Below are 21,381 nucleotides of genomic sequence, written 5' to 3' on the forward strand. Positions count from 1 at the left end.
CTCTCGCCGTCGGAGGGAGCCGGGCGACTCAGAACAATTGTTTCACGAAGGTGATGAGCGCCTCAGCTGCTCCTCGGAGCGTGGCCAGGATGTTCTGCACCAGCTGAGCCGCTTGCTGTGGCTCGGCGATGAGGAAGAACAACACCAAGCCGACCCCTGCGAAGGTGAGAATCTTCTTCAGATTCACGGTGATCAACCCCATCCGCTACCCGCACCCTGTTGGCGCCAGTGAAAACCGTTGTACCGCACTCGGCGACACGTTGGCTGATTTGTACCGCACATGGGTCAGCGCGGTGCACCACCGATCCGGTACGGCTACTTTGTGTCATCGTGACGCGGAGCGTTCAGCCAAGGATCCGGTGCGTTGGCGGGATCGTGTTTGACACCAACGGGCGACTACTACTCGTGCGACGACTGAATCCCCCAGGTGAGGGACTGTGGTCGGTCCCAGGTGGCCGCGTCGAGCCCGGCGAGGCCGATGACGAGGCGGTCCGGCGCGAACTGGCCGAGGAGACGGGACTCTCCGTCACCGTCGACCGGTGGGTCGGCACCGTCACCCGTCCGGCTACCAGCGGCGTCTACGAGATCCACGACTACCTCTGCCAGGTCGAATCCGGTGTGCTCCGAGCGGGGGACGACGCATCGGATGCACGGTGGTGCTCGACTGCGATCTTGACCACACTTCGGGAGGCCGGTCAGCTCACCGAGGGGCTCTACACCGCCCTTGACGAGTGGGGACAGCTCCCGCGGAGCTGATCGACTTCGCCCGATCGGGTTCGGGTTCCTCCCAGCATGTGGGAGCGCATCACGCCAGCCAGACGAGCCGCTGGCCGTGCAGCCCGGTCTTCGCCAGCACGGACACGGCGGGCGGGGCTCCGGTGCCGTCCCAGTGCGCCGTGCCGAGCACGCCGAACGCCGGTTCGCCCTCCCCCGGCACCAGGTCGTCGCGCCCCGGCAGCACGTGCGCGAGCCCGGCGGCGTACGCCTCGTGGCTGACCCACCACACCGGGCGGCCGAGCGCGCCGAGCGCGGCCACGAACTCCTCGCGCCTGGCCTCCGGCAGGTACGGCATGAGGGTGCTGGTGATCACCACGAGCGGCAGCTCCGCGGGCACGAGCGCGGCGGCCTTGGCGAGGTCGTCCACGGCGTCGCCCTCGACGAACACCGGCGGCGACTTGCGCTGGACGGTGGCGGCGACGCCGAAGTACCGCAGCCGCTCGGGCTGGTCGGCCCAGACGCAGGCCTCCAGCCACGCGTAGGCGTCCTCGTCGGTCAGGTCGACGGGCGCGCGGTCCAGACCGACCTTCGCGGCCACCTTGACCGTCTTGGGCAGCTTCGGCAGCTCCACGCCGGGAGCGGCCTCCAGCGCGCAGTGCAGCCCGAGCAGCGCCTTGGGCGGTCCGCTCACGAGCTGCCCGGCCTGCTGGGTCTGGTAGCGGTAGCCGTACTGGTCGAGCCCGAGCAGCAGCCCGGCGCTCGTGCCGACCTCCAGCAGGCCCAGCGGCGACCCGGCCCGCTTCGCCACGGCGGCCACCGCCGGGAACAGCAGCGCCGCCCGGCGGACCTCGTTGGTCTGGGTGGTGCGGGTCGTGACGATCGCGCGCACCTTGTCCGCGCGCTGGAGCACGAAGTCGCGGAACAGCGGCCACGTGCGCTCGTCCGCGCCGTACGTGCCGCCCAGCGACGGGTAGTAGTTCGACAGCTCGTGGAACGGTTCGGCCTGCAACAGCCGGTGGGCCGCCGCGAGGAGGAGCGTCGGGTGCCCGAACTCCTCCGGCGCGGCGGCCAGGAGTCCGGCGACCTCCGGATCATCGGCGGCCTTGAGCGCCAAGTGCTCGTAGAGGGGGGAGACGCCCGCGGCCTCCACCTCCGCGAACCGCAGCAGGCTGCTCCGCACCAGTTCCAGAGAGGTCACGTCACTCCTTCGGTTCAGGCCTACCGGGCTGCTCGCCGCCGCGGCTCACGCCGTAGGACTCCTTCGGCACCATGACCTTGCGCCGGAACACGCAGACGACCGTGCCGTCCTGCTTGTACCCGCGGGTCTCCACGTGCACGATGCCCCGGTCGTCCTTCGACTTCGACGGAGTCTTGTCGAGCACCTCGGTCTCACCGTAGATGGTGTCGCCGTGGAAGGTCGGCTTGATGTGCTTGAGCGACTCGACCTCCAGGTTCGCGATGGCCTTGCCCGAAACGTCCGGTACGGACATGCCGAGCAGCAGCGAGTACACGTAGTTGCCGACCACGACGTTCTTGCCGAAGTCGGTCGTCTCCGCCGCGTAGTGCGCGTCCATGTGCAGCGGGTGGTGGTTCATCGTGAGCAGGCAGAACAGGTGGTCGTCGTACTCCGTCACCGTCTTGCCAGGCCAGTGCTTGTAGACCGCGCCGACCTCGAACTCCTCGTAGTAACGACCGAACTGCACCGCACGCCTCCGTTGGTGTGTGATCCGAGAACCAGATGACCGGGGGGACAGTAGAAACACCAAGGGAGTACCCTCGGCAACTGGTCTGTGAGCGAATCCACCGCTCGTGGCCGCCGACCCGAGGAGGTGAGTACGCGCTCATGAGCAAAGACCCCCATCCTGCGAGTACCACCCGCGTCCTCATCGGTTGGGTCCACCCCTAGCGGTCGGCCCTGCGGTACCGATCGGGACGCTCCGGTGTCGGAGCCCCCTTTCCCGGCAAGTCAGCGAGGCTCCGGCGCGTCGTCAGCTCGTTCACGACGTGTGCCTGGAGGACCAATGCGCAACCTGCCCTCGTTGGGTGGCCTGAGAGGCCGCGCGCCCCGGCGTGCCCCCGCTCCCCTGATCCCGATCCCCGTCCCGCTGTCGGCGTACGTCGTGGACTGCGCGGTCTACGTCGACGGCAAGCGCTTGCCGGGGCGCTGGACGCACACCGCCGCCGTCGAGGAGGTCCGCGCGCGCGGTGACGGCTTCGTGTGGATCGGCCTGCACGAGCCGGACGAGGAGCAGATCCAGGGCGTCGCCGAGACCTTCGGGCTGCACGAGCTGGCAGTGGAGGACGCGGTGCACGCGCACCAGCGGCCGAAGCTGGAGCGGTACGACAACACGCTGTTCATGGTGCTCAAGACCGTGAAGTACGTGCAGAACGCGTCGCCGGACACCGCGAACGAGATCGTCGAGAGCGGCGAGATCATGGTGTTCCTCGGGCGCGACTTCGTCGTGACGGTGCGGCACGGCAACCACTCGGGCCTCAGCGTCGTCCGGCAGGACCTGGAGAACGACGCCGAGAAGCTCAGGGTCGGCCCGGCCGCGGTGCTGTACTCGATCTCGGACCACGTCGTGGACAACTACCTCGACGTGACGTCCCGGATCGAGGACGACATCGACCAGATGGAGGCGATGGTGTTCGCGCCGCGCAGCCGGGTCAGCGCGGACCAGATCTACCTGATGAAGCGCGAGGTGCTCGAACTGCGGCGCGCGGTCATGCCGCTCGCGATCCCGTTGCGGCGCTTGGCGGAGGGCTACACGCCGCTGATCCCGGAGCAGGTGCGGTCGTACTTCCGCGACGTGGACGACCACCTCATCGAGGTGTCCGAGCGGGTCACCAACTTCGACGAGCTGCTCACCACGCTCGTCGACGCGACGCTGGCGAAGATCACCCTCCAGCAGAACTCGGACATGCGGAAGATCTCCGCGTGGGTCGCGATCATCTCGGTGCCGACCATGGTGGTCGGCGTCTACGGGATGAACTTCGAGAACATGCCCGAGCTCAAGTGGAAGTACGGCTACCCGCTGGTGATCTCCGCGGTCATCGTGGCGTGCCTCATCCTCTACCGAATATTTCGTCGGAACCGCTGGCTCTAGTCCCCCAGTCCGCTCCCGACCCGACGGGATGTCCCACCATGACCAGGATCCTCTCGAACCCCCGCTTCTGGGTGCTCGCCTTCCTCATGGCCTGGCTGACGATGATCACCACGATCATCGCGCAGCAGCCCTGATCTCTTCTACAACCACTCCTGCTGTTCCCAGGTGAACGGGATGCCGTGCCCGCTGCCACTGCCCAGGCGCAGTGACACCCCGGCGGGCCAGGTCTTCAGCAGCAGGTGGAACTCGTAGCCGGTGTGCGTGCGTCGGGGCTCGTACACCAGCAGCGCCAGCGGGGCTCCGGGGGTCGCGCGCGCGACGGCGTCAGCCAGGATCGCGCGGCCCTCGGCCCGGTCGGCGGGCGAGACGTACTGCCACACCACGGAGTGCCAGACCACGGTCAGCACGTCCGGCGCGCGGTCGGCCAACCGCTCCGCGAGCCAGTGCGGCCCGGTCGTGCGCCGCACCGGTGCCGGGTGCAGCGCGGCCAGTTCCAGCGCGGACCGCAGGCGCTCCCAGCGGTCGAGCTGATCGGCCCACACGAACGACGACAGCGCCAGCCGTCCGTCCTCCGTGGACACGTCGACCGGGTTGAGGTCGCAGCCCTCGCGCTCGACGATCCGCAGCGGCCGGGTCAGGTCAGCGGAGGGCCGCCCGGTCCACCGGGGGTCGAGACCGAACGGGCTGGCCGGGTCGCCGACGACCTCGTCGGCGCCGAGCCGGTACGCGATGCGGTCCGGGTGCAGGTTCAGGCCCGCGCTGGCGCCGATCTCCAGCAGCCGCACGGGGAACGGCGTCGACCGGCCCGCGGCCTCCGCGGCGGCGTGCGCGGCGACCTGGAGGCCGCCGAACAGCGGCGCGCTGCGGCCCGGCTCGTTGGTCTGCACGACCGACGCGCCGATCCGCGCCCGCAGCTCGTCGGCGTGCTCGTGCAGCACCGGGAGCACGGCGTCCCACAGCGTCGGCAGGTGCGGGCTGCCGCCGACCGTCGGGTAGTGCTTGGCCAGGCCGGGAGCCCGACCCTCCAGCACCAGCCGGTGCAGCGCGCTGGCGAACCGCAGTGCGGGCATCGTGCCCTTGCGGTCGCGCTCGTGGCCCGCCATCACGCGGGTGGTCACGCCACCGGCCCTCAGGTCGGCCGCGGCTTCCAGGAGCAGGGCTTCGGTGAGGGGGCTTGACCCCTCGCAGCTCTTGGCCGCGTCGATGAACAACTGGGCGAGCACCAGCAGACGCTAACCCCGTTCGCCCCGCTCCGAACGCCGGGAGCCGCTATTTCACCCTTCTCGGCGCAACGGGGCCAGCAGTCGTCGCACGGCGTTGCGGACGTCCTCGCGGGCCAACGGGTTCGCGCTGACCCACTCGCCGTCCTGCGACACCTTGTAGCGCCCGCGCGGGGTGTCCAGCCAGGACAGCTCGGCGCCGAAGCGCACGTCCTCGCGGTCCTCGCCGTGCAGCCCGTTCGGCTTGCTCGCGCCGAGCTGGCCCTGGCCGAGCACGGGTTGCAGGTGCGCGATCATCCGGCGCAGCACGCGCTCGTCAACGCCGTTGTGCTCCAGCAGGTCCGGCAGTTCGGCCTCGCGGAACGCCTCGCCGTCCTCGATCCGCCTCGCCATCTCGGCCTCGGCGGCCCGCAACGCCCGCAGGGGCACGCTGATCGGGCTCGACCCGGCCTGCTCCACGTCCGGGACGAGCCGGACGAGCGCGTCCACCGCGCGGTCGATCGGCATCGACCGCAGCCGGACGACCTCGTCCTCCTCATCGGAGCGCTGGACGGCCAGCAGCGCCGTGTGCCCGTCGACCATGGCGACGGCACGGGTGGTCGACTTCTCGTCCACGACGACGACGTCCAGTGCGCCGCCCCGGTCGCGCAGCAGCCGCACGAACTCCTCGGCCAGCCCGAGCGGGCCGCCCTCGTTCGCCAGGCCGCGGGCTTCGAGGGTCTGCAAAGCCGCCTGGAACACCACCGACCGCTCCACGTCGGTCGTGCCGCTGGACGGGACCTCCAGCGGGAACGGCGGTTCGACCTCCGCGTACGTGCAGAGGAGGTCGACCTCGTAGGGGTGCAGCTCGCTCACGTCGTGCGCAGCGAGTGAGCGGCGTTGGCGTCGTCGGCGCGGTAGCGGGCGACGGTCTGCTCGGCGCTGTCCACGAACTCGTCCATCCGCTTGAGCGCCACGCCGAGCTGGTCGAGCAGGCCGTCCGACCCGGCGAGCCGGTCGGTGAACTTGTCCGACAGCGCGCTGCCGACCGGGCTGGTGCCCATGTGCGGGCTGTTGGCCGGGTGCATCAGCTCCTCGGCGTCGCGGCGCATCGCCTCGAAGTGGGCGCGCACCTCCGCGACGGCGAGGGCGAACTCCTTGACCTGCTCCGGTTCGACCTGCCAGCCGCCCGCGGAACTCGACTCCTGGGTGTACACGATCGTTGCTCCTCTACCGGACTACAGGCCGATGACCGGCGGTGCGGCCTTCTCGTCGCTGCTGAACAGGTCTTCCTCCAACGGGAAGCGCCGGTCGTACTCGACGTCCTCGTCGCCCTGGCCGCGGCCCGCCATCGGACCACCGGCCATGCCCGCGCCGCCGGCACCGAACCGACCGCCCGCGCCGAACCGGTTGCCGCCGCGCAGCATGTCCCGCGCGCCCGCGCCGACCCCGGCACCGCCGCGACCGGGCGGCAACGCGCCCAGCAGGCCGCCGGGACCGCCGAACGGGCCGCCGAGGCCGAACTTGCCCGCGCCACCGAGACCACCCGCGCCACCGCCGCGCCCGAGGGCGTCAGCACCGAGCGCGTTCGGACCACCGGTCAACACGGACCAGCGCGGGTCGTGCCCGCCGCCCGCGAAGCTGGGGATCGTGGTGCCGCGACCGCCGGACGTGTCGGTGTCACCGCCGGGCACCCCGCCGCTGCCGGGGAGCTGCGGCCGGTCACCGGGGAGCGTGCCCACACCACCGCCGCCACCGCCGGGCGGGAGCCCGCCGCCACCACCGCCGGTGCCGTCCGCGGGGCCCATGAACGACGGCGTGGTGCCGTCGACCTCCATCGCCGCGTTCTCGAACCTCTGCATCGTCTGCACGGCCCGCCGCTTGAGCTTCTTCTTCTTGCTGGACCCGCCGAAGACCGAGCCGATGCCGCCGATCATCGCGCCGATGCCCGCGCCGATCGGACCGCCGATCGCGAACCCGGCCGCCGCGCCGCCGCCGAGCGACGACCAGCTAAAACCTCCGGGAGGGGCGGGCATCTGCTGCTGCGCCGAGCGCAGCGCGCCCGCCGCGCTGTCGATGGGGATCGACATCTTCGCCGCGGTGTCGCCGAGGTCCGAGAGCCAGTTCACGTTGCTCTTGACGGTCGCGCTCGCCTGGTCGGCGGCGCTGCCTCCCCAGAACTGCATGAGCTTGTCGAGGGACCGCTGGAGCTCGTCCGAGCGGTTCGCGATGCTCTCGCCCTGGCGGCTCCACGTGTCGGCCAGCCGTTCGACGTTGACCGGGTCGGCGTTCTCCCACACCATCTTGAACAGGCTCTTGTGGCTGAACCCGTCCCAGTGCGTTCCGCCGACCACGTACCTGTCGTCCTCACGGCCCTGCGCCCGCGACTCGGAGAACTCCCGCGCCGCCTGCGTCACGAAGGTGAACAGGCCCTGGAACAGTCCACCGCTTTGCACCACGTCCGTCTCCCCCGGCATAGATGTCCAGCTTGCAAGCTAGCGGATCGGACGCGGCGCACGACAGGTCAGTTCCGCCGAATCCGAACTACCCTCGGTGGAATGCCGAAGGTTCTCGCCGTGGCCGATGAAGTGGTCGAACAGCTCTGGACCGACCAGGTCCGCACGCACGACGTCGACCTCATCGTCGCGGCGGGGGACCTGCCGTTCGACTACCTGGAGTACCTGTCGTCCGCGCTGGACAAGCCGTGCGTGTTCGTGCCCGGCAACCACGACGCTGACCTGACCGGCTACGCGAACGTGCGCGGCCTCTGGACCAGGGCCGGGATCCCCTCCCGCTGGCCGGGCCCGGACGGCGGGATGAACGCCGACCAGCGCGTCGTCGACGTCGCGGGCCTGCGGATCGCCGGGCTCGGCGGGTCGATCCGGTACAACGAGGGCCCCAACCAGTGGACCGAGCGCCAGCAGGCCAGGCGGTCGCGCCGGGTGGTCCGCCAGGCGGGCTGGCGGAAGCTGCGCGACGGCCGCGGCGTCGACGTGCTGCTCACCCACTCCCCGCCGCGCGACTGCGGCGACGAGCAGGACGCCCCGCACCGCGGGTTCGCGTGCCTGCACTCCGCCGTGCGCAGGCTCCGGCCGCCGCTCATGCTGCACGGGCACATCCACCCCCACGGCGAGCGGAAACCGGACCGCCACCTCGGTGGCACGCGCGTGGTGAACGTCGTGGGCTACAAGGTGCTGGACATCCCCTCGACGACTTCGGAGGCCCGCGATGCGCGGTGACACCGGGTTCCCGGTAGCCGACGCGGAGAACGACTTCACCAGGATGCGGCGGCAGCAGGTGCTGTCGCGGCTCTCGACCTGGCTGCGCCGCGAACCGGACGACGTGAACATCATGCTGCCGTTCGACGAGGTCGTGGACGCGCTGGGCTGGGTCACCGAGCGGCGCGTCGGCCTGCACACGGTCCGGCTGGACTCGATCGTCGGCAGCGTCGACCGCACCCGCGACTTCGACCGCCGCTTCCGCCCGACATCCGCGCGGGTGCGGGAGCGCTGGCAGCGCTTGGCGCTGGCGGCGCGGCGGGGCGAGTCCGTGCCGCCCATCGACGTGTACCGCGTCGGCGACCTCCACTTCATCGTCGACGGCCACCACCGGGTGTCCGTCGCGCACGCGCTGGGCCTGGACGTCATCGACGCCTACGTCACGGAGGTCGTCACGCGGATCGACGCGCACGGCATCCGCCACCGCGGCGACCTCATCGTCAAGGACTACCGGCGGCTGTTCCTGGAGCGCGTCCCCCTCACCGGCGAGGCCCGCGCCTCGGTCGTGCTCGCCGAACCGTGGGACTACGCGAAGCTCGGCGAGCACGTCGAGGCCTGGGGTTTCCGCCTCATGCAGGACGAGGGCGCGTTCCTGGACCGCGCGACCGTCGCGCGGCGCTGGTACTCCGAGGAGTACCAGCCCGTCGTCGAGCTGCTGCGGCAGGCCGACATGGTCGGCGCCCGACCGGAGACGGAGGCCTACATGTGGGTCGCGGGCGAGCGCTACCGGCTGATCCGCAACCACCGGTGGGACCACGACGTCATCGACGCCCTGCGCGCGACTACCGAGGTGCCTCGGTAGCGGGCAGCGGTCTCGCCTGGTCCATGACCTTGTCCGCGTAGCTGTCCAGCAGCCGCGTCGCCAGTTGCTGCGAGTACCCGAGGATGACCGCCCACAGCAGCAGGGCGGCCTGCGACGCGATGCCGATCAGCCCCGTCGTCACCCCCGCGCCGAGGCCCAGCACGCCCACCACCGCGAGCGCGGAGCCGAGCATGATCTTGATGGCGGCCTGGTAGCCGATCATCACGTACGGCGAGAGGCTCGGTCTGCGCCGCAGCAGCAGCACGACGGCGGCCAGGACGGCCCCGAACGCGCCCAGGAGCTGGATCAGCCACACGTCCGCCGCCGACGAGGCCTTGCCGCCGGGGCACACCACGGGGAGCCGTTCGGAGCTGACGCACATCGGCAGCAGCCCCGGCTGCGCCAACCCCACGACGCCCAGCACCGTGTTGATCAGGAACAGCACCGCCGACGCCGCGATCAGCTTGTTCCGCAACGCCCGCGACCCGGCGTGCGCGAAGTCCGAGTTGTCGAACGCGGCCCTGAGGGCGTCCACCACGATCGCCCGCTCGATCGACGGCGTGAACTCACCGGGCCGCAACTCCTCCAGCGCCTTGCGCCGCGGGTCCTCGTCCGGCAGGTTCGCCGCCACCCGCGCCTTCAAGCCGGGAATCCGCCCCAGGAACCCCTTCTCCGCCGCGACGGTCGCGATCTCCGCCTCGTGCAACGACCTCCAGGCCCGCTCGATGTGCCAGCCGGACCACCAGGACGCCACGGCCTTCCACCGCGACTCCTTGCGCGTCAACATGTCGTCGACGACGGCCGCCTCGCGCTCGGCCGTCTCCCGCCACACCGTCCCCTCCGGGTCGACCGGATCAGGAGGACCGAGCGCCGCCAGGTCCGCCCGCACGCGATCCAGCCGCGACTGCACCACCAGCCGCCAGTCCGACACCTTCGGGGTGCGCTCCGCCATGCAGTGATGGTCGCACCGGGCACCGACAAAAAAGCGATCACCCGAACGTGTGGTCGGATGAGATTCTCACCGGATTCATCCCACTGCCAAGGTTTCCGGGTGGAGTACAGCATCCCGGCGATCCGCAGGCTGCAACTGGGACGAACGCTGAGGAACCTGCGCAAGGCGGCAGGCTTGACGGTCGACCAGGTGGGCCCGGACCTCGACATGTCCGCGAGCACCCTCAACCGGATGGAGAACGGCCGAGGCCGCGTCCACCCCTTGGTGGTCAGAGGCGCACTCGACCTCTTCGAAACACCGTTCGACCAGGTGGAAGAGGTGATGGCACTCGCTCGCGAGGCTTACCGCAACACGTGGTGGATGCTCCAGGGCATCAAGGCGAACAGCTATCCGGCGCTGGAATCGGAGGCGGCCTCTGTCCGGAACTTCGAGCTGGCCCTGATACCCGGCATCTTCCAGATCGAGGACTACGCCACCGCGTTGTTCACACTCGACACGGAGCGAGACCGCAACCGAAACCTGGTCATCCGGATGAACCGGATGGCACGGCTGACCGACGAACGACCGCTCATCGTGCACGCAGTCATCGACGAGACCGCGCTCCACCGCTCAATTGGTGGACCAGCGGTCCAGAAAGCCCAACTCCGCCACCTGATCGCACTGTCGGAACTGCCGAACGTGACTATCCAGGTGCTGCCGTGCACCGTGGGCTCGAACCGAGGATTGCGCGGTGCTTTCAGTGTCCTGGCCTTCCCACCGAACACGATCGACGAACTCGGCTACCTCGACCACGCAGCCGGGAACCTGCAACTCGCCAGCGCACCCAAGGTGAAAGAGCTACGCCTCCGGTTCGACTCCATCGCTAGTCTTGCTTTGAACGAAGGCGACTCGGTGGCGCTGCTCACCCGTTTCGCCAACGGCTGACAGGGCGAGGTGGACATGATGGACCTGAACTGGCGCAAGAGCACCTACAGCGCTGAGGGCGGCGGCAACTGCGTCGAGATCGCCCCCGTCCCACATGGCACGGCGGTTCGCGATTCCAAGAACCCCACCGGTCCACGGCTGGACTTCCCCGCCACCGCGTGGCGGGTGTTCCTCACCGACCTGCCGGGCTGATCGGGTTGGTGCGCCGAACGGTCCGGCGCACCACCGTTCGGCTCACGCCGTCTGCGACGGCTCCACGATCTCGCGCAGCCTCGGCGGCATCCGCTTCTCCAGGCCGAACGGCTCCAGGTGGGCCTGGAGGACGCCGGTGAACGCGCGCTCGACGCTCGCGGTGTCCCAGGTGTCGCTCTCCAGGATCGGCTGCTTGAAGTACGGGTGGCCGACCAGGTGCAACTGGCGGCCGTTGCAGCGGATGATCTGGCCGGTGATGCCGACCGACGCCCCGGACAGCAGGAACATCACCAGCGGGGCGACCTTGCCGGGGGTGCGGTCGGCGGGGATGGCCCGCAGGGACCGCTCGGACTTCCAGACCATCCTCGTGTGGGCGACGGGGCAGACCGCGTTGACGCGGATGCCCTCGCCCTCCAGGTCCAGGGCCCACGAGGAGCTGAGGGACGCCACCGCGCCCTTGGTCGCGGAATAGGTGGCGAGTTTCCGCTGGCCGAGGAATGCGCCGGAGGAGATGTTCACGATCGACCCGCCGCCACCGTGTTCGCGCATGGCGCGCATTGCGGCCATACCCGTGTAGATGACGCCGAGGAGGTTCACCTCGACGACCTGCCGGATCGTGTCGGGGTCGTCGTCCCACGGCAGCGTCTCGTAGTTCAGCCCCGCGTTGTTCACCAGGCCGTCGAGCCTGCCGAATTCGGAAACGGCCAAGCCGACGATCTTCTCGGCCTCGCTCGGGTCGGCGACGGTGTGCGTGCTGGCGACCGCCGTGCCGCCATAGCCCCTGATGTGGGTGGCAACCTGTTCGGCCAGGTCACCGTCGCTGTCGTTCACCACCACGGAGGCGCCCGCCAGTGCCGCGTGCATCGCGTAGGCCTCACCCAGACCTCGACCGGCACCCGTGATGACCACTACTTTTCCGTCAAGAATCCCCATTGCGCGCCCAACTCTCATGCCGGTTCCCCGACGAAAACCCAGCCGGGATGTTTCCGCCTTCGACCAGCGTGGGCCGGTTCCGAAGGCGCCCAGTTGAGGTTTCGGCGAGAAGTCGTCGAGCTGCGCTGAATGGCCGCACGGACTTCGTCCGGACTAGTGGACTTGGCTAGTCAGTAACCGACCGTGACGTCGAGTTCACCAAAGAGAAAGCGGGCCACTCAAGAGTGACCCGCTTTCCTTGTTATTGCAACTATTCCTCGGAGTAGGTGAGGTTCCGCCCGGTGGCCGGGTCGAAGAGCTGCACCTTGTCCGCGTTGAACCAGATCTCGGCCTGCTCGCCCTCCCTGGCACCGGAAGCGGCGGAGATGCGGGTGACGATCGGGACGCCGCCCCCGCTGCCCGCTTCGGCCGTGCCCGAGTCGGCGGCCAGTTCGGCCAGCTCGGCCGACGTCGCCTGCTCGCCCGAAAGGGTGAAGTAGGCGAACTTGTCCGAGCCCATGGACTCCAGCACGTCGACGTTGCTGGTGAACGTGTGCCCGCCGCCGCGCTGGTGCTCCTCGACGAGCTTGGAGTCCTCGAAGTGCTCGGGGCGGATGCCCACGATCACCTCGCGGGGCGCGTCGGCCGCCTCGACCATGCGGCGGATGCGGTCGGTGAGCGGCACGTCGCCCAGCGGGGAGCGCAGCACACCGTCCTCCAACCCGGCCGGCACGAAGTTCATTGACGGCGAACCGATGAACCCGGCGACGAACAGGTTGGCCGGGTGGTCGTACAGGTACTGCGGGGCGCCGATCTGCTGCACCGCGCCGCCCCGCATGACCACCACGCGGTCGCCGAGGGTCATGGCCTCGGTCTGGTCGTGCGTCACGTAGACCATGGTCGTGCCGAGCTGCTTCTGGAGCCGCGACACCGAGGTCCGCATCTGGACGCGCAGCTTCGCGTCCAGGTTGGACAGCGGCTCGTCCATGAGGAACGCCTTGGGGCTGCGGACGATCGCCCGGCCCATCGCGACGCGCTGCCGCTGACCACCGGAGAGGTTGGACGGCTTGCGGTCGAGGTGCTGCCCGAGGTCGAGGATGTCCGCGGCGTCGTTGACCTTCTTCTCGACGGTCGCGTTGTCCACCTTGGCCAGTCGCAGCGGGAACGCCATGTTCTCCCGCACGGTCATGTGCGGGTACAGGGCGTAGGACTGGAACACCATCGCGATGTCCCGGTCCTTCGGCGCGCGCTCGTTGACGCGCTCGCCGCCGATGCGCAGCTCGCCGGTGGTGATGTCCTCCAACCCGGCGATCATGTTGAGGGTGGTGGACTTCCCGCAGCCGGACGGGCCGACGAGGATGATGAACTCGCCGTCGGCGATCTCGATGTCCACTTCCTGGACGGCCAGGGCGCCGTCCGGGTACTTCTTGGTCACCTTGTCCAGAACGATTTCGGCCATGTGCAACTCACCCCTTGACGGCGCCGGAGGTCAGCCCCGCGACGATTCGGCGCTGGAAGAACAGAACGAACAGGATGATCGGGATCGTGATCACCACGGCGGCCGCGGCGATCGACCCGGTCGGGTCCTCGAACTGCGAGCTGCCGGTGAAGAACGACAGCGCGACCGGCACGGTCCTCGACTTCTCCGTCGAGGTCAGCGAGATCGCGAACAGGAAGTCGTTCCAGCAGAAGATGAACACCAGGATGGCGGTGGTGAACACACCGGGCGCGGCCAGCGGGGCGATGACCCTGCGGAAGGCCTGACCGGGCGTGGCGCCGTCCATCTTGGCGGCCTTCTCCAGCTCCCACGGGATTTCCCGGAAGAACGCCGACAGCGTGTAGATCGCCAGCGGCAGCGCGAACGTGATGTACGGCAGGATCAGGCCGGGCCACGTGTCGAAGAGGCCGAGCGAGCGCTCGATCTCGAACAGCGGGGACACCAGCGACACCTGCGGGAACATCGCGATCAGCAGGGAAACCCCGACGAGCAGCGACTTGCCGGGGAAGTCGAGCCTGGCGATGGCGTACGCCGCCATCGTGCCGAACACGACGGCGACGGCGGTCGCGATCAGCGCGATGCCGATCGAGTTCGCCAGCGCCCGCACGAACTCCGTGGTGGCGAAGATGTTCGAGTAGTTGTCGAACGTCCAGTCCCGCGGGATGAAGTTGCCGTCCGCCAGCGTTTCCTTGGACTTGAACGAGAGGGACACGATCCACAGCACCGGGAACAGCGCGTAGATCACCACGACCGCGTTGAGGATGCCCCACCGGGTCTTCTTGGCCGTCGTCTCGGCTCCACCGATGCCCGCCATCAGCGCTTCCCCCCGTCGTCGCTACCAGGGGCAGCCGTGCCGAACAGCTTGATGAAGATGAACGCGATGATCGCGACGGCGATGAAGATGAGCACCGACATCGTCGAGCCGATGCCGAGGTTCAGCCCCTTGATGAGGTTGTTGTACGTCAACATCGACACCGACGACGTCCCCTGTGACCCGCCGGTGAGCACGAACAGGTTGTCGAAGATGCGGAACGCGTCGAGCGTGCGGAACAGCAGCGCGACGAGGATCGCGGGCTTCATCAGCGGCAGGATCACCTTGGTGAACCGCTGCCACCCGCTGGCGCCGTCGAGGGCCGCGGCCTTGAGCAGGTCGTCCGGCACGAGCGCCAGACCCGCCATCAGCAGCAGCGCCATGAACGGCGTCGTCTTCCACACCTCGGCCAGGATGACCACGGCCAGCGCCGGGATCTTCTCCGTCAGCACGGGGTCGCCGCCCATCAGCTCGGCCAGGTAGCCGGTGCCGGGCGTCCAGGCGTACCGCCACGAGAAGGCGGCCACGACCGTGACGATGCCGTACGGGATCAACGTCGACGTGCGGACGATGCCGCGGCCGACCAGCGTGCGGTGCATGATCAGCGCCAGCGCCATGCCCAGCACCAGTTCGATGACGACGGACACGACCGTCATCACGACCGTCACCCACACCGCGTTCCACCAGTACGGGCTGGAGAGGACGGTGACGTAGTTGTCCAGCCCGACGAACTCCTGCCGGTCGGGGAACTTCAGGTCGTAGCGCTGGAGCGACAGGTAGACGGAGTAGATGATCGGCCACGCGGTGACCGCGAGCATGATGAACGCGGCGGGCGCGCAGAGCAGCCAGCCGAGCTTCCGCTCCGCTCTCTTGCCCTCGCTCAGCACGACCTTCTTCTTGGGCTCAACGGCTTTCACCGCCGCGCCGGACTTCTCGGTCGTCGTCTGGCTCACGGCAGCACCCCCTTGGAGTCGAGCGCGTCTTGCAGTTCCGAGCGCAGGCGGTCGGCCGTCGCCTGCGGATCGATGCTCGCGGGCGGCGAGAGGATGGTCGAGATGACCGTGGAGACGTTCTGGTACGCGGGGGTCCGCGGGCGCACGCTCGCGGTCTTCAACGTCTCCAGGATCGCGTCCTTCATCGGGTACGGCTTCGCCATCTCGGGGTCGTCGTAGACGGACTCGATGGTCGGCGGGACACCGTCGTTGATGGCCGCGTACTTCTGGCTCTCCGCGCTGCGCAAGCACATCACGGCGTCGAACGACTCGTCCGAGTGCTCCGTGAAGCTGCTCACCGCGTAGTTGATGCCGCCGACGGTGACCTTGGAGCCACCGCTGCCGACCGACGGGTACGGCGCCCACTTCAGGTTCTTGATGTAGTCGGCGTTCTTCGCGCCCGCGGCGTAGACGTACGGCCAGTTCAGCATGAAGGCGGCCTTGCCCGCCTCCATCGCGAGCCGCGCGTCGTCCTCGGCCGCGTTGGAGAAGGACGGGTCGACCACATCGGACGTGGCGAACTTCTTCAGCGTCTCCAACGCCTTCACGGCGCCGTCGTCGACGATGGCCTTGGTGCCGTTCTCGTCGAGGATCTTGCCGCCCGCGGAGTTGACGAGGGTGTTGTAGAGGACGACGAGGCCCTCGTACTGCTTGCCCTGGCCCTCGATCAGCCCCGGTTTGCCGTCCTTCTTCAGGGTCTCCGCCATCTGGATCATCTCGTCCCAGGTCTTCGGCGGGGTGGGCACCAGGTCGCCCCGGTACCAGAGGAGCTGGACGTTCGTGTTGTCCGGCGCACCGTACAGCTTGCCCTCGTAGCTCGCGGTGTCCAATGGGGTCTGGAGCGTCCCGTCCTCCACCTCGGACTTCGCCGAGCCGGTGAACTCCTTGATCCAGCCCGCCTTGGCCAGCTCAGCGGTCCACGTGACGTCGAGCGCCAGCACATCCATGCTGGTGTCCTCGGCGGCCAGCCGCCGGACCATCTGCTCGCGCTGGCCGTCGGCCTCGCGCGGGAGCTTGTGGTAGACGATGTCGTAGCGACCGCCGGCCTTGGAGTTGCACTGGTCGACGATCTTCTGGAAGCTCTCCTGCGGGTACTTGTACACGTTGATCGTGATCGCGCCATCGCTGGACCCGCACGCCACGAGCACCGGAGCCGCGACGATCGCGGCCCCCAGAGCCGCGGCGATCCGATGGCGTGGTTTTCGGCTACGACCTGACCGGTCGACGTCCCTCATCGGCCTTGCCTCCTTCCGACAAACCACGGAGGAGCCAGACGAGCTGAGTCCGGCACCCCGTCGTGCCTGTCCGACCCCGGACTGCTGTCGCAGCCCGTGGACCGGTGGAAGAAACGTAGGCCTGGTGATCACGTGCCGCAACCAGTGCGGGCAACGATTGAGTCGCGGGCCGAAGCTACCCGATCAAGAGTGCCGCTAAACCCCCGAACTTTCGAGTCTTTCGGCCCTACGGGCGCATCGCCAACTTGGCCAGCAGGTCGCGCCCCTGTTCGGCCGAGCGCGGCTGGCACAGGACGTCGTAACGGCCTGCGACCAACTGGCTCGCCGACTGGAAGTCGCGCTTGCCGCGCGTCGAGCCGTAGCCGACGGCGGCGAACACGAGCCCGAAGACCACACCGATGGTGAGTCCCACCAGGATCGGGCCCGCGCTGGCGCCGGGGCTGCTGTTGAACAGGCTCAGCAGGACGCCGACGAACAGGCCGAACCACGCGCCGGAAGCGGCGCCCGTGCCGAGCACGCGCCCCCACGAGAGCCTGCCCGTCACCCGTTCGACCAGCATGAGGTCGACTCCCACGATCGTGACGTCCTGCACGGTGAAATCACCGTCGGCCAGGAAGTCGACCGCGCGCTGGGCCTCCTCGTAGGTGGCGTAGGACCCGATCGGCCAGCCGGTTGGCGGCGTGGGCAACCGGGGCGGGACCCCAGGTCGGTTCTGACCGGAGAACTGACTCGTCAAGGTGACCACCTCTTCGCGGTGCTGATCACCCCATCCTGCCAACACCGGGCAAACAGTGCGAAGCGGGTTCGCCGAACAAGACGAGATCGTGACCGGTCAGCCGCGCGAGCGGTAGTCCCGGAGCAGCCCGCGGCTGATGATCGTCTTCTGGATCTCGCTCGTGCCCTCGCCGATCAGCAGGAACGGCGCCTCGCGCATCAGCCGCTCGATCTCGTACTCCTTCGAATACCCGTAGCCGCCGTGGATGCGGAACGCCTCCTGCGTCACCTCGGCGCAGAACTCGGAGGCGATCAGCTTCGCCATGCCCGCTTCCACGTCGTTGCGCGCGCCGGAGTCCTTCAGCCGGGCCGCGTTCACCATCATCAGGTGGGCGGCCTCCACCTTCGTGGCCATCTCGGCGAGCTTGAAGGCGATGGCCTGGTGCTCGATGATCGGCTTGCCGAAGGTCTTGCGCTGCTGCGCGTACTCGATCGCCAGTTCGAACGACCGGATCGCGATCCCGCACGCGCGCGCGGCCACGTTGACCCGGCCGACCTCGACGCCGTCCATCATCTGGGCGAAGCCCTGACCGGTCTGCCCGCCGAGCACCTGCTCCGGGCTGATCCGGTAGCCGTCGAACACCATCTCGGTGGTGTCGACGCCCTTGTAGCCCATCTTGTCGATCTTGCCGGGGATCGTCAGCCCCTTCGACACCTCGCCGAAGCCCTCCGGCTTCTCGACCAGGAACGCGGTCAGGTTCTTGTGCGCCTTGTCCGCGCCCTCGTCCGTCTTCACCAGGACGGCCGTCAGGTTCGAGCTGCCGCCGTTGGTCAGCCACATCTTCTGGCCGTTGATCACGTAGTCGTCGCCGTCGCGGGTGGCGCGGGTGCGGATCGCGGCGACGTCGGACCCGAGTTCGGGCTCGGACATGGAGAACGACCCGCGCACCTCACCCGTCGCCATGCGCGGCAGGTACTTCCGCTTCTGCTCGTCCGTGCCGTGCTGCTTCAGCATGTGCGCCACGATGAAGTGCGTGTTGATCACCCCGGACACGCTCATCCAGCCGCGGGCGATCTGCTCGACGACGAGCGCGTAGGTGAGCAGCGACTCGCCGAGCCCGCCGAACTCCTCGGGGATCGTGAGCCCGAACAGGCCCATCTCCTTCATGCCCTCGACGATGTCCGCCGGGTAGGTGTCGCCGTGCTCCAGGGCCTGGGCGTGGGGGATGATCTCCTTGTCCACGAAGGTGCGGACCGTCGACAGGATCTCGTCCTGGATGTCCGTGAGTCCAGCGGTCTGGGCCAGGCGCGCCATCGCACTTTCCCTTCGTAGCCTTGGGTTACCGGTGAGTATGGCCCGGTTAACGCCCGTTCGCGCCGCGAAGGTGGTCCACCACACCCCCTGAATCGGTCAGGCGGCGAAGATCTCCAACTCGCCGCCGCAGTGGCGGCAGACGTCGGCGAAGACGTGGACGTCGGCGTCGCAGCCGGGACAGGTTCGGATGCTGCGCTCCAGCAGGTCGTCCTTGCGCTTGCGGAACAGGCGCAGACCCCGCCGGGCTTCGTTGTGACGTGCTCGTGACATACCGGCAGCATGCCCAGCCCGCCCCCCGAGATCGCCAATCCACGGGCCGTTTTGTGCGCCTACTCACCGGTGCCACACGCAACCCGTGACGGGTCGGTGCTCGCGCGTAGTCGCCGGGATGACCTGCGCCACAACGGCTAACACCCGTTCCGGGCTCGGATCGCAAGCCCGGAACGGGGAGTCCTCACGCCTCCGGCGGCGTCCACGGGGACTCGCGCTTCATGCCCGCGGCGCGGCCCTTGGAGGAGATCACCAGCGCCATCTTGCGGGAGGCCTCGTCGATCATCTCGTCGCCGAGCATCACCGCGCCGCGCCTGCCGCCCGCCTCCGAGGTGAAGTACTCGTACGCGTCGAGGATGTTCTCCGCGTGCTCGTAGTCCTCCTGGAGCGGGCTGTACGTCTCGTTCGCCGCGTCGATCTGGCCGGGGTGCAGCACCCACTTGCCGTCGAAGCCCAGCGCGGCCGACCGGCCCGCCACCCTCTTGAACCCGTCGACGTCGCGGATCTGGAGGTACGGGCCGTCGATCGCCTGGAGGTCGTTGGCGCGGGCGGCCATCAGGATCTGCATGAGGATGTAGTGGTAGGCGTCGCCGACGTCGTAGCCGGGCGGCTGCTCCCCCACCACGAGCGACTTCATGTTGATGCTCGCCATGAAGTCGGCGGGCCCGAAGATGATCGTCTCGACGCGCGGGGAGGCGGTGGCGATGGCGTTGACGTTGACCAGGCCCTGGGCGTTCTCGATCTGCGCCTCGATGCCGATCTTCCCGACCTCGTAGCCCATGGTCTTCTCGATCTGCGTCAGCAGCAGGTCGAGGGCGTGCACCTGCTCCGCCGTCTGGACCTTCGGCAGCATGAGGCAGTCGAGGTTGGCGCCCGCGCCCTCGACGACCTCGGTCACGTCCCGGTAGGTCCACTCCGTGGTCCAGTCGTTGACCCGCACGACACGGGCCTTGTCGCCCCACCCGCCCTCGTTGAGGGAGGCCACGATCGTCTTGCGGGCGTCCGGCTTGGCCAGCGGCGCGCAGGCGTCCTCCAGGTCGAGGAAGACCTGGTCCGCGGGCAACGTCCTGGCCTTGTCGATCATCTTCTGGCTCGACCCCGGAACCGCGAGGCACGAACGACGGGGACGCTGCTGGTCGACCACTGGGGTACCTCCTCGTACCAGCCGGTAACAAACTGTTGGCGACCACCGTGGCACGGTCGAACCGCCGCCGCTCACCACTGAGTCACGATTCACAGGTCCGTGGGACGCTTGATCGGTGGAGACGGCACAGGTGATGGACGCGGCCCTGCGCAAGGCCGCCGCGCTGTGGGTCGCGGTGCCCGGTCGACGGGGCAGGCTCGTGTGGGCGCTGTGGCGCGACGGCTCGGTGTGGGTGGCCGTCGGCGGTGACCAGGAGGTGCCCGGCCTGACCGACGACCAGGCCGTCACGATCACCGTGCGCTCCCCCACGACGCACTCGTTCCTGCTGGAGACCCCGGCCACCGCGCACCTCGTGGAACCGGACGAGGACACGGCGGCGGCGCTGCGGGCGGCCCGGCTCAACGGACCGGCGGCGTGGACCGAGGTCTACCGGCTGGACCTGCCGTGATCACCGTGCCGAAGGGCTTCGGCGAGGGCCTGGGCAAGGACGCGCCCGAGTGGGTCGACAGCCTCCCGAAGTTGGCCGCGGAGTTCTGCGCCCGCTGGCGCCTCACCCCGGACGGCGACCTCCTCAACGGCTACGTGGCGGTCGTGCTCCCGGTGCGCCGGGCCGACGGCACGCCCGCGGCGTTGAAGCTGACCTGGCAGGACACCGAGACCGAGCACGAGGCCCTGGCGCTGAAGCTCTGGGACGGCCGGGGCGTGGTCCGCCTGCTGGACCACGACGACGAGCACGGCGCCCTGCTGCTGGAACGCCTCGACCACACCCGCACGCTGATGACCGCGCCCATCGAGGTCGCCGTCCAGGTCACCGGGGAACTGCTGCGCGACCTGCGCGTCCCGGCCCCGCCGGAGGTCGACCAGGTCGGCTTCCGCGACTTCGCGGCCGACAACGCCGCGCACGGCCACCCCGTCCCGAAACCGCTGCTGGACCAGGCCGTCTCGCTGGTCGCGGAGCTGACGGCCGACGCGGGGCGCACGCTGGTCAACGGCGACCTGCACTACGGCAACGTCCTCGGTGGCGACCGGGCGCCGTGGCTGATGATCGACCCGAAGCCGCTCGCGGGCGACCCCGAGTTCTGCGCGCTCCCGTTGCTGTGGAACAGGTTCACCGAGATGGACGGCCGTCGCGGGACGCGGGACCGGCTCCGGGCGCTGGCCGACATCGGCGAGCTGGACTTCGACCGGGCCAGGGCCTGGGGCGTCGTGCGGGCGGTCGAGGGCGAGCTGTGGGCGCTGCGGGTCGGCGACACGGACTTCGCCGACGTGGCCGAGGCGCTGGCGGAACGGCTCGGCTAGCCACCGGCCACTGTGGATGG

25 protein-coding genes are annotated in these 21,381 nt (G+C 69.2%); 8 read left to right on the top strand and 17 right to left on the bottom strand.

The features are described from left to right. Positions 1-28: 28 nt before the first annotated feature. Complete coding sequence (locus tag NZH93_RS22920; RefSeq protein ID WP_259625229.1) at positions 29-187, bottom strand: hypothetical protein; 159 nt, start codon at positions 185-187, stop codon at positions 29-31. Positions 188-330: 143 nt separating this feature from the next. Here NZH93_RS22920 and NZH93_RS22925 point away from each other — a divergent pair, with 143 nt between their 5' ends. Further along, positions 331-756 carry an NUDIX hydrolase gene (locus NZH93_RS22925; protein WP_259625230.1) on the top strand — a complete coding sequence of 142 codons (426 nt, stop codon included), beginning with the start codon at positions 331-333 and terminating at the stop codon, positions 754-756. Between the two features lie 49 nt (positions 757-805). On the opposite strand, the gene NZH93_RS22930 is transcribed toward NZH93_RS22925, so the two are convergent. Both NZH93_RS22930 and NZH93_RS22935 read right to left on the bottom strand, forming a co-directional pair. Beyond that, positions 806-1,915 (bottom strand): DUF2332 domain-containing protein, encoded by a 1,110-nt coding sequence (locus NZH93_RS22930; protein WP_259625231.1) that lies wholly within the window; start codon positions 1,913-1,915, stop codon positions 806-808. Position 1,916: 1 nt separating this feature from the next. Next, positions 1,917-2,420, bottom strand: a complete 504-nt coding sequence (locus tag NZH93_RS22935; RefSeq protein ID WP_259625232.1) for a MaoC family dehydratase — start codon at positions 2,418-2,420, stop codon at positions 1,917-1,919. Between the two features lie 318 nt (positions 2,421-2,738). On the opposite strand from NZH93_RS22935, the gene corA reads away from it, so the two are divergent. Further along, complete coding sequence (gene corA / locus NZH93_RS22940; protein ID WP_259625233.1) at positions 2,739-3,824, top strand: magnesium/cobalt transporter CorA; 1,086 nt, start codon at positions 2,739-2,741, stop codon at positions 3,822-3,824. A 140-nt stretch (positions 3,825-3,964) separates the two neighbouring features. Here corA and NZH93_RS22945 read toward each other — a convergent pair whose 3' ends face one another. The 4 genes from NZH93_RS22945 to NZH93_RS49955 are packed head-to-tail and all read right to left on the bottom strand — an operon-like array spanning position 3,965 to position 7,482. Further along, a complete protein-coding gene (locus NZH93_RS22945; protein WP_259625234.1) occupies positions 3,965-5,047 on the bottom strand; it encodes a DUF2332 domain-containing protein in 1,083 nt (360 codons plus the stop codon). Positions 5,048-5,098: 51 nt separating this feature from the next. After that, entirely contained in the window at positions 5,099-5,899 is an 801-nt protein-coding gene (locus NZH93_RS22950; protein WP_259625235.1) for an ESX secretion-associated protein EspG, read from the bottom strand. Then, positions 5,896-6,240: a hypothetical protein gene (locus NZH93_RS22955; RefSeq protein ID WP_259625236.1), complete on the bottom strand. Its 345-nt coding sequence runs from the start codon at positions 6,238-6,240 to the stop codon at positions 5,896-5,898. Before NZH93_RS22955 ends, NZH93_RS22950 begins: the two co-directional genes overlap by 4 nt. Positions 6,241-6,261: 21 nt before the next feature. Next, the gene (locus NZH93_RS49955) at positions 6,262-7,482 is read right to left on the bottom strand and encodes a WXG100 family type VII secretion target (protein ID WP_308214227.1); all 1,221 of its coding nucleotides are present in this window, start codon (positions 7,480-7,482) and stop codon (positions 6,262-6,264) included. A gap of 99 nt (positions 7,483-7,581) precedes the next feature. Here NZH93_RS49955 and NZH93_RS22965 point away from each other — a divergent pair, with 99 nt between their 5' ends. Beyond that, complete coding sequence (locus NZH93_RS22965; protein WP_259625237.1) at positions 7,582-8,262, top strand: metallophosphoesterase family protein; 681 nt, start codon at positions 7,582-7,584, stop codon at positions 8,260-8,262. After that, positions 8,252-9,103, top strand: a complete 852-nt coding sequence (locus NZH93_RS22970; RefSeq protein ID WP_259625238.1) for a chromosome partitioning protein ParB — start codon at positions 8,252-8,254, stop codon at positions 9,101-9,103. The genes NZH93_RS22965 and NZH93_RS22970 overlap by 11 nt, the downstream gene beginning before the upstream one ends. On the opposite strand, the gene NZH93_RS22975 is transcribed toward NZH93_RS22970, so the two are convergent. Next, positions 9,084-10,055: a hypothetical protein gene (locus NZH93_RS22975; RefSeq protein ID WP_259625239.1), complete on the bottom strand. Its 972-nt coding sequence runs from the start codon at positions 10,053-10,055 to the stop codon at positions 9,084-9,086. The genes NZH93_RS22970 and NZH93_RS22975 overlap by 20 nt on opposite strands. Before the next feature lie 99 nt (positions 10,056-10,154). On the opposite strand from NZH93_RS22975, the gene NZH93_RS22980 reads away from it, so the two are divergent. Beyond that, complete coding sequence (locus NZH93_RS22980) at positions 10,155-10,979, top strand: helix-turn-helix domain-containing protein (protein ID WP_259625240.1); 825 nt, start codon at positions 10,155-10,157, stop codon at positions 10,977-10,979. Between the two features lie 18 nt (positions 10,980-10,997). Continuing rightward, on the top strand, positions 10,998-11,171 hold the full coding sequence (locus NZH93_RS22985) for a DUF397 domain-containing protein (protein ID WP_259625241.1): 174 nt from the start codon (positions 10,998-11,000) through the stop codon (positions 11,169-11,171). 42 nt (positions 11,172-11,213) lie between these two features. Here the strand turns inward: NZH93_RS22985 and NZH93_RS22990 are convergent, their stop codons facing one another. The 9 genes from NZH93_RS22990 to NZH93_RS23030 all read right to left on the bottom strand — a co-directional run bounded on the left by NZH93_RS22990 (position 11,214) and on the right by NZH93_RS23030 (position 20,062). Beyond that, positions 11,214-12,104 (bottom strand): SDR family NAD(P)-dependent oxidoreductase, encoded by an 891-nt coding sequence (locus tag NZH93_RS22990; RefSeq protein ID WP_259625242.1) that lies wholly within the window; start codon positions 12,102-12,104, stop codon positions 11,214-11,216. 250 nt (positions 12,105-12,354) lie between these two features. Next, positions 12,355-13,542: an ABC transporter ATP-binding protein gene (locus NZH93_RS22995; RefSeq protein ID WP_259625243.1), complete on the bottom strand. Its 1,188-nt coding sequence runs from the start codon at positions 13,540-13,542 to the stop codon at positions 12,355-12,357. A gap of 7 nt (positions 13,543-13,549) precedes the next feature. Next, positions 13,550-14,395 carry a carbohydrate ABC transporter permease gene (locus NZH93_RS23000; protein ID WP_259625244.1) on the bottom strand — a complete coding sequence of 282 codons (846 nt, stop codon included), beginning with the start codon at positions 14,393-14,395 and terminating at the stop codon, positions 13,550-13,552. Beyond that, entirely contained in the window at positions 14,395-15,345 is a 951-nt protein-coding gene (locus NZH93_RS23005) for a carbohydrate ABC transporter permease (protein ID WP_372506755.1), read from the bottom strand. Before NZH93_RS23005 ends, NZH93_RS23000 begins: the two co-directional genes overlap by 1 nt. Then, positions 15,342-16,619 (bottom strand): ABC transporter substrate-binding protein, encoded by a 1,278-nt coding sequence (locus NZH93_RS23010; protein WP_259625245.1) that lies wholly within the window; start codon positions 16,617-16,619, stop codon positions 15,342-15,344. Before NZH93_RS23010 ends, NZH93_RS23005 begins: the two co-directional genes overlap by 4 nt. 226 nt (positions 16,620-16,845) lie before the next feature. Beyond that, positions 16,846-17,355, bottom strand: coding sequence for a YflT domain-containing protein (locus tag NZH93_RS23015; RefSeq protein ID WP_259625246.1), 510 nt, complete (start codon positions 17,353-17,355; stop codon positions 16,846-16,848). 96 nt (positions 17,356-17,451) lie between these two features. Further along, the gene (locus NZH93_RS23020) at positions 17,452-18,648 is read right to left on the bottom strand and encodes an acyl-CoA dehydrogenase family protein (RefSeq protein WP_259625247.1); all 1,197 of its coding nucleotides are present in this window, start codon (positions 18,646-18,648) and stop codon (positions 17,452-17,454) included. Between the two features lie 96 nt (positions 18,649-18,744). Next, entirely contained in the window at positions 18,745-18,918 is a 174-nt protein-coding gene (locus tag NZH93_RS23025) for a hypothetical protein (protein WP_259625248.1), read from the bottom strand. 184 nt (positions 18,919-19,102) lie between these two features. After that, positions 19,103-20,062 carry an HpcH/HpaI aldolase/citrate lyase family protein gene (locus NZH93_RS23030; protein WP_259625249.1) on the bottom strand — a complete coding sequence of 320 codons (960 nt, stop codon included), beginning with the start codon at positions 20,060-20,062 and terminating at the stop codon, positions 19,103-19,105. 115 nt (positions 20,063-20,177) lie between these two features. On the opposite strand from NZH93_RS23030, the gene NZH93_RS23035 reads away from it, so the two are divergent. Further along, on the top strand, positions 20,178-20,510 hold the full coding sequence (locus NZH93_RS23035; protein ID WP_259625250.1) for a hypothetical protein: 333 nt from the start codon (positions 20,178-20,180) through the stop codon (positions 20,508-20,510). Next, on the top strand, positions 20,507-21,361 hold the full coding sequence (locus tag NZH93_RS23040; RefSeq protein WP_259625251.1) for an aminoglycoside phosphotransferase family protein: 855 nt from the start codon (positions 20,507-20,509) through the stop codon (positions 21,359-21,361). Before NZH93_RS23035 ends, NZH93_RS23040 begins: the two co-directional genes overlap by 4 nt. Positions 21,362-21,381: the final 20 nt, after the last annotated feature.

Source organism: Umezawaea endophytica (assembly GCF_025061645.1).
GTDB classification, from domain to species: Bacteria; Actinomycetota; Actinomycetes; order Mycobacteriales; family Pseudonocardiaceae; genus Umezawaea; species Umezawaea endophytica.

What these genes read in the sequence shown, in the direction of transcription:
- corA (WP_259625233.1), top strand. Translation starts at nt 2,739, where the DNA reads ATGCGCAACCTGCCCTCGTTGGGTGGCCTGAGAGGCCGCGCGCCCCGG.
- NZH93_RS22965 (WP_259625237.1), top strand. Translation starts at nt 7,582, where the DNA reads ATGCCGAAGGTTCTCGCCGTGGCCGATGAAGTGGTCGAACAGCTCTGG.
- NZH93_RS22970 (WP_259625238.1), top strand. Translation starts at nt 8,252, where the DNA reads ATGCGCGGTGACACCGGGTTCCCGGTAGCCGACGCGGAGAACGACTTC.
- NZH93_RS22975 (WP_259625239.1), bottom strand. Translation starts at nt 10,055, where the DNA reads ATGGCGGAGCGCACCCCGAAGGTGTCGGACTGGCGGCTGGTGGTGCAG.
- NZH93_RS22985 (WP_259625241.1), top strand. Translation starts at nt 10,998, where the DNA reads ATGGACCTGAACTGGCGCAAGAGCACCTACAGCGCTGAGGGCGGCGGC.
- NZH93_RS22990 (WP_259625242.1), bottom strand. Translation starts at nt 12,104, where the DNA reads ATGGGGATTCTTGACGGAAAAGTAGTGGTCATCACGGGTGCCGGTCGA.
- NZH93_RS22995 (WP_259625243.1), bottom strand. Translation starts at nt 13,542, where the DNA reads ATGGCCGAAATCGTTCTGGACAAGGTGACCAAGAAGTACCCGGACGGC.
- NZH93_RS23000 (WP_259625244.1), bottom strand. Translation starts at nt 14,395, where the DNA reads ATGGCGGGCATCGGTGGAGCCGAGACGACGGCCAAGAAGACCCGGTGG.
- NZH93_RS23010 (WP_259625245.1), bottom strand. Translation starts at nt 16,619, where the DNA reads ATGAGGGACGTCGACCGGTCAGGTCGTAGCCGAAAACCACGCCATCGG.
- NZH93_RS23020 (WP_259625247.1), bottom strand. Translation starts at nt 18,648, where the DNA reads ATGGCGCGCCTGGCCCAGACCGCTGGACTCACGGACATCCAGGACGAG.
- NZH93_RS23025 (WP_259625248.1), bottom strand. Translation starts at nt 18,918, where the DNA reads ATGTCACGAGCACGTCACAACGAAGCCCGGCGGGGTCTGCGCCTGTTC.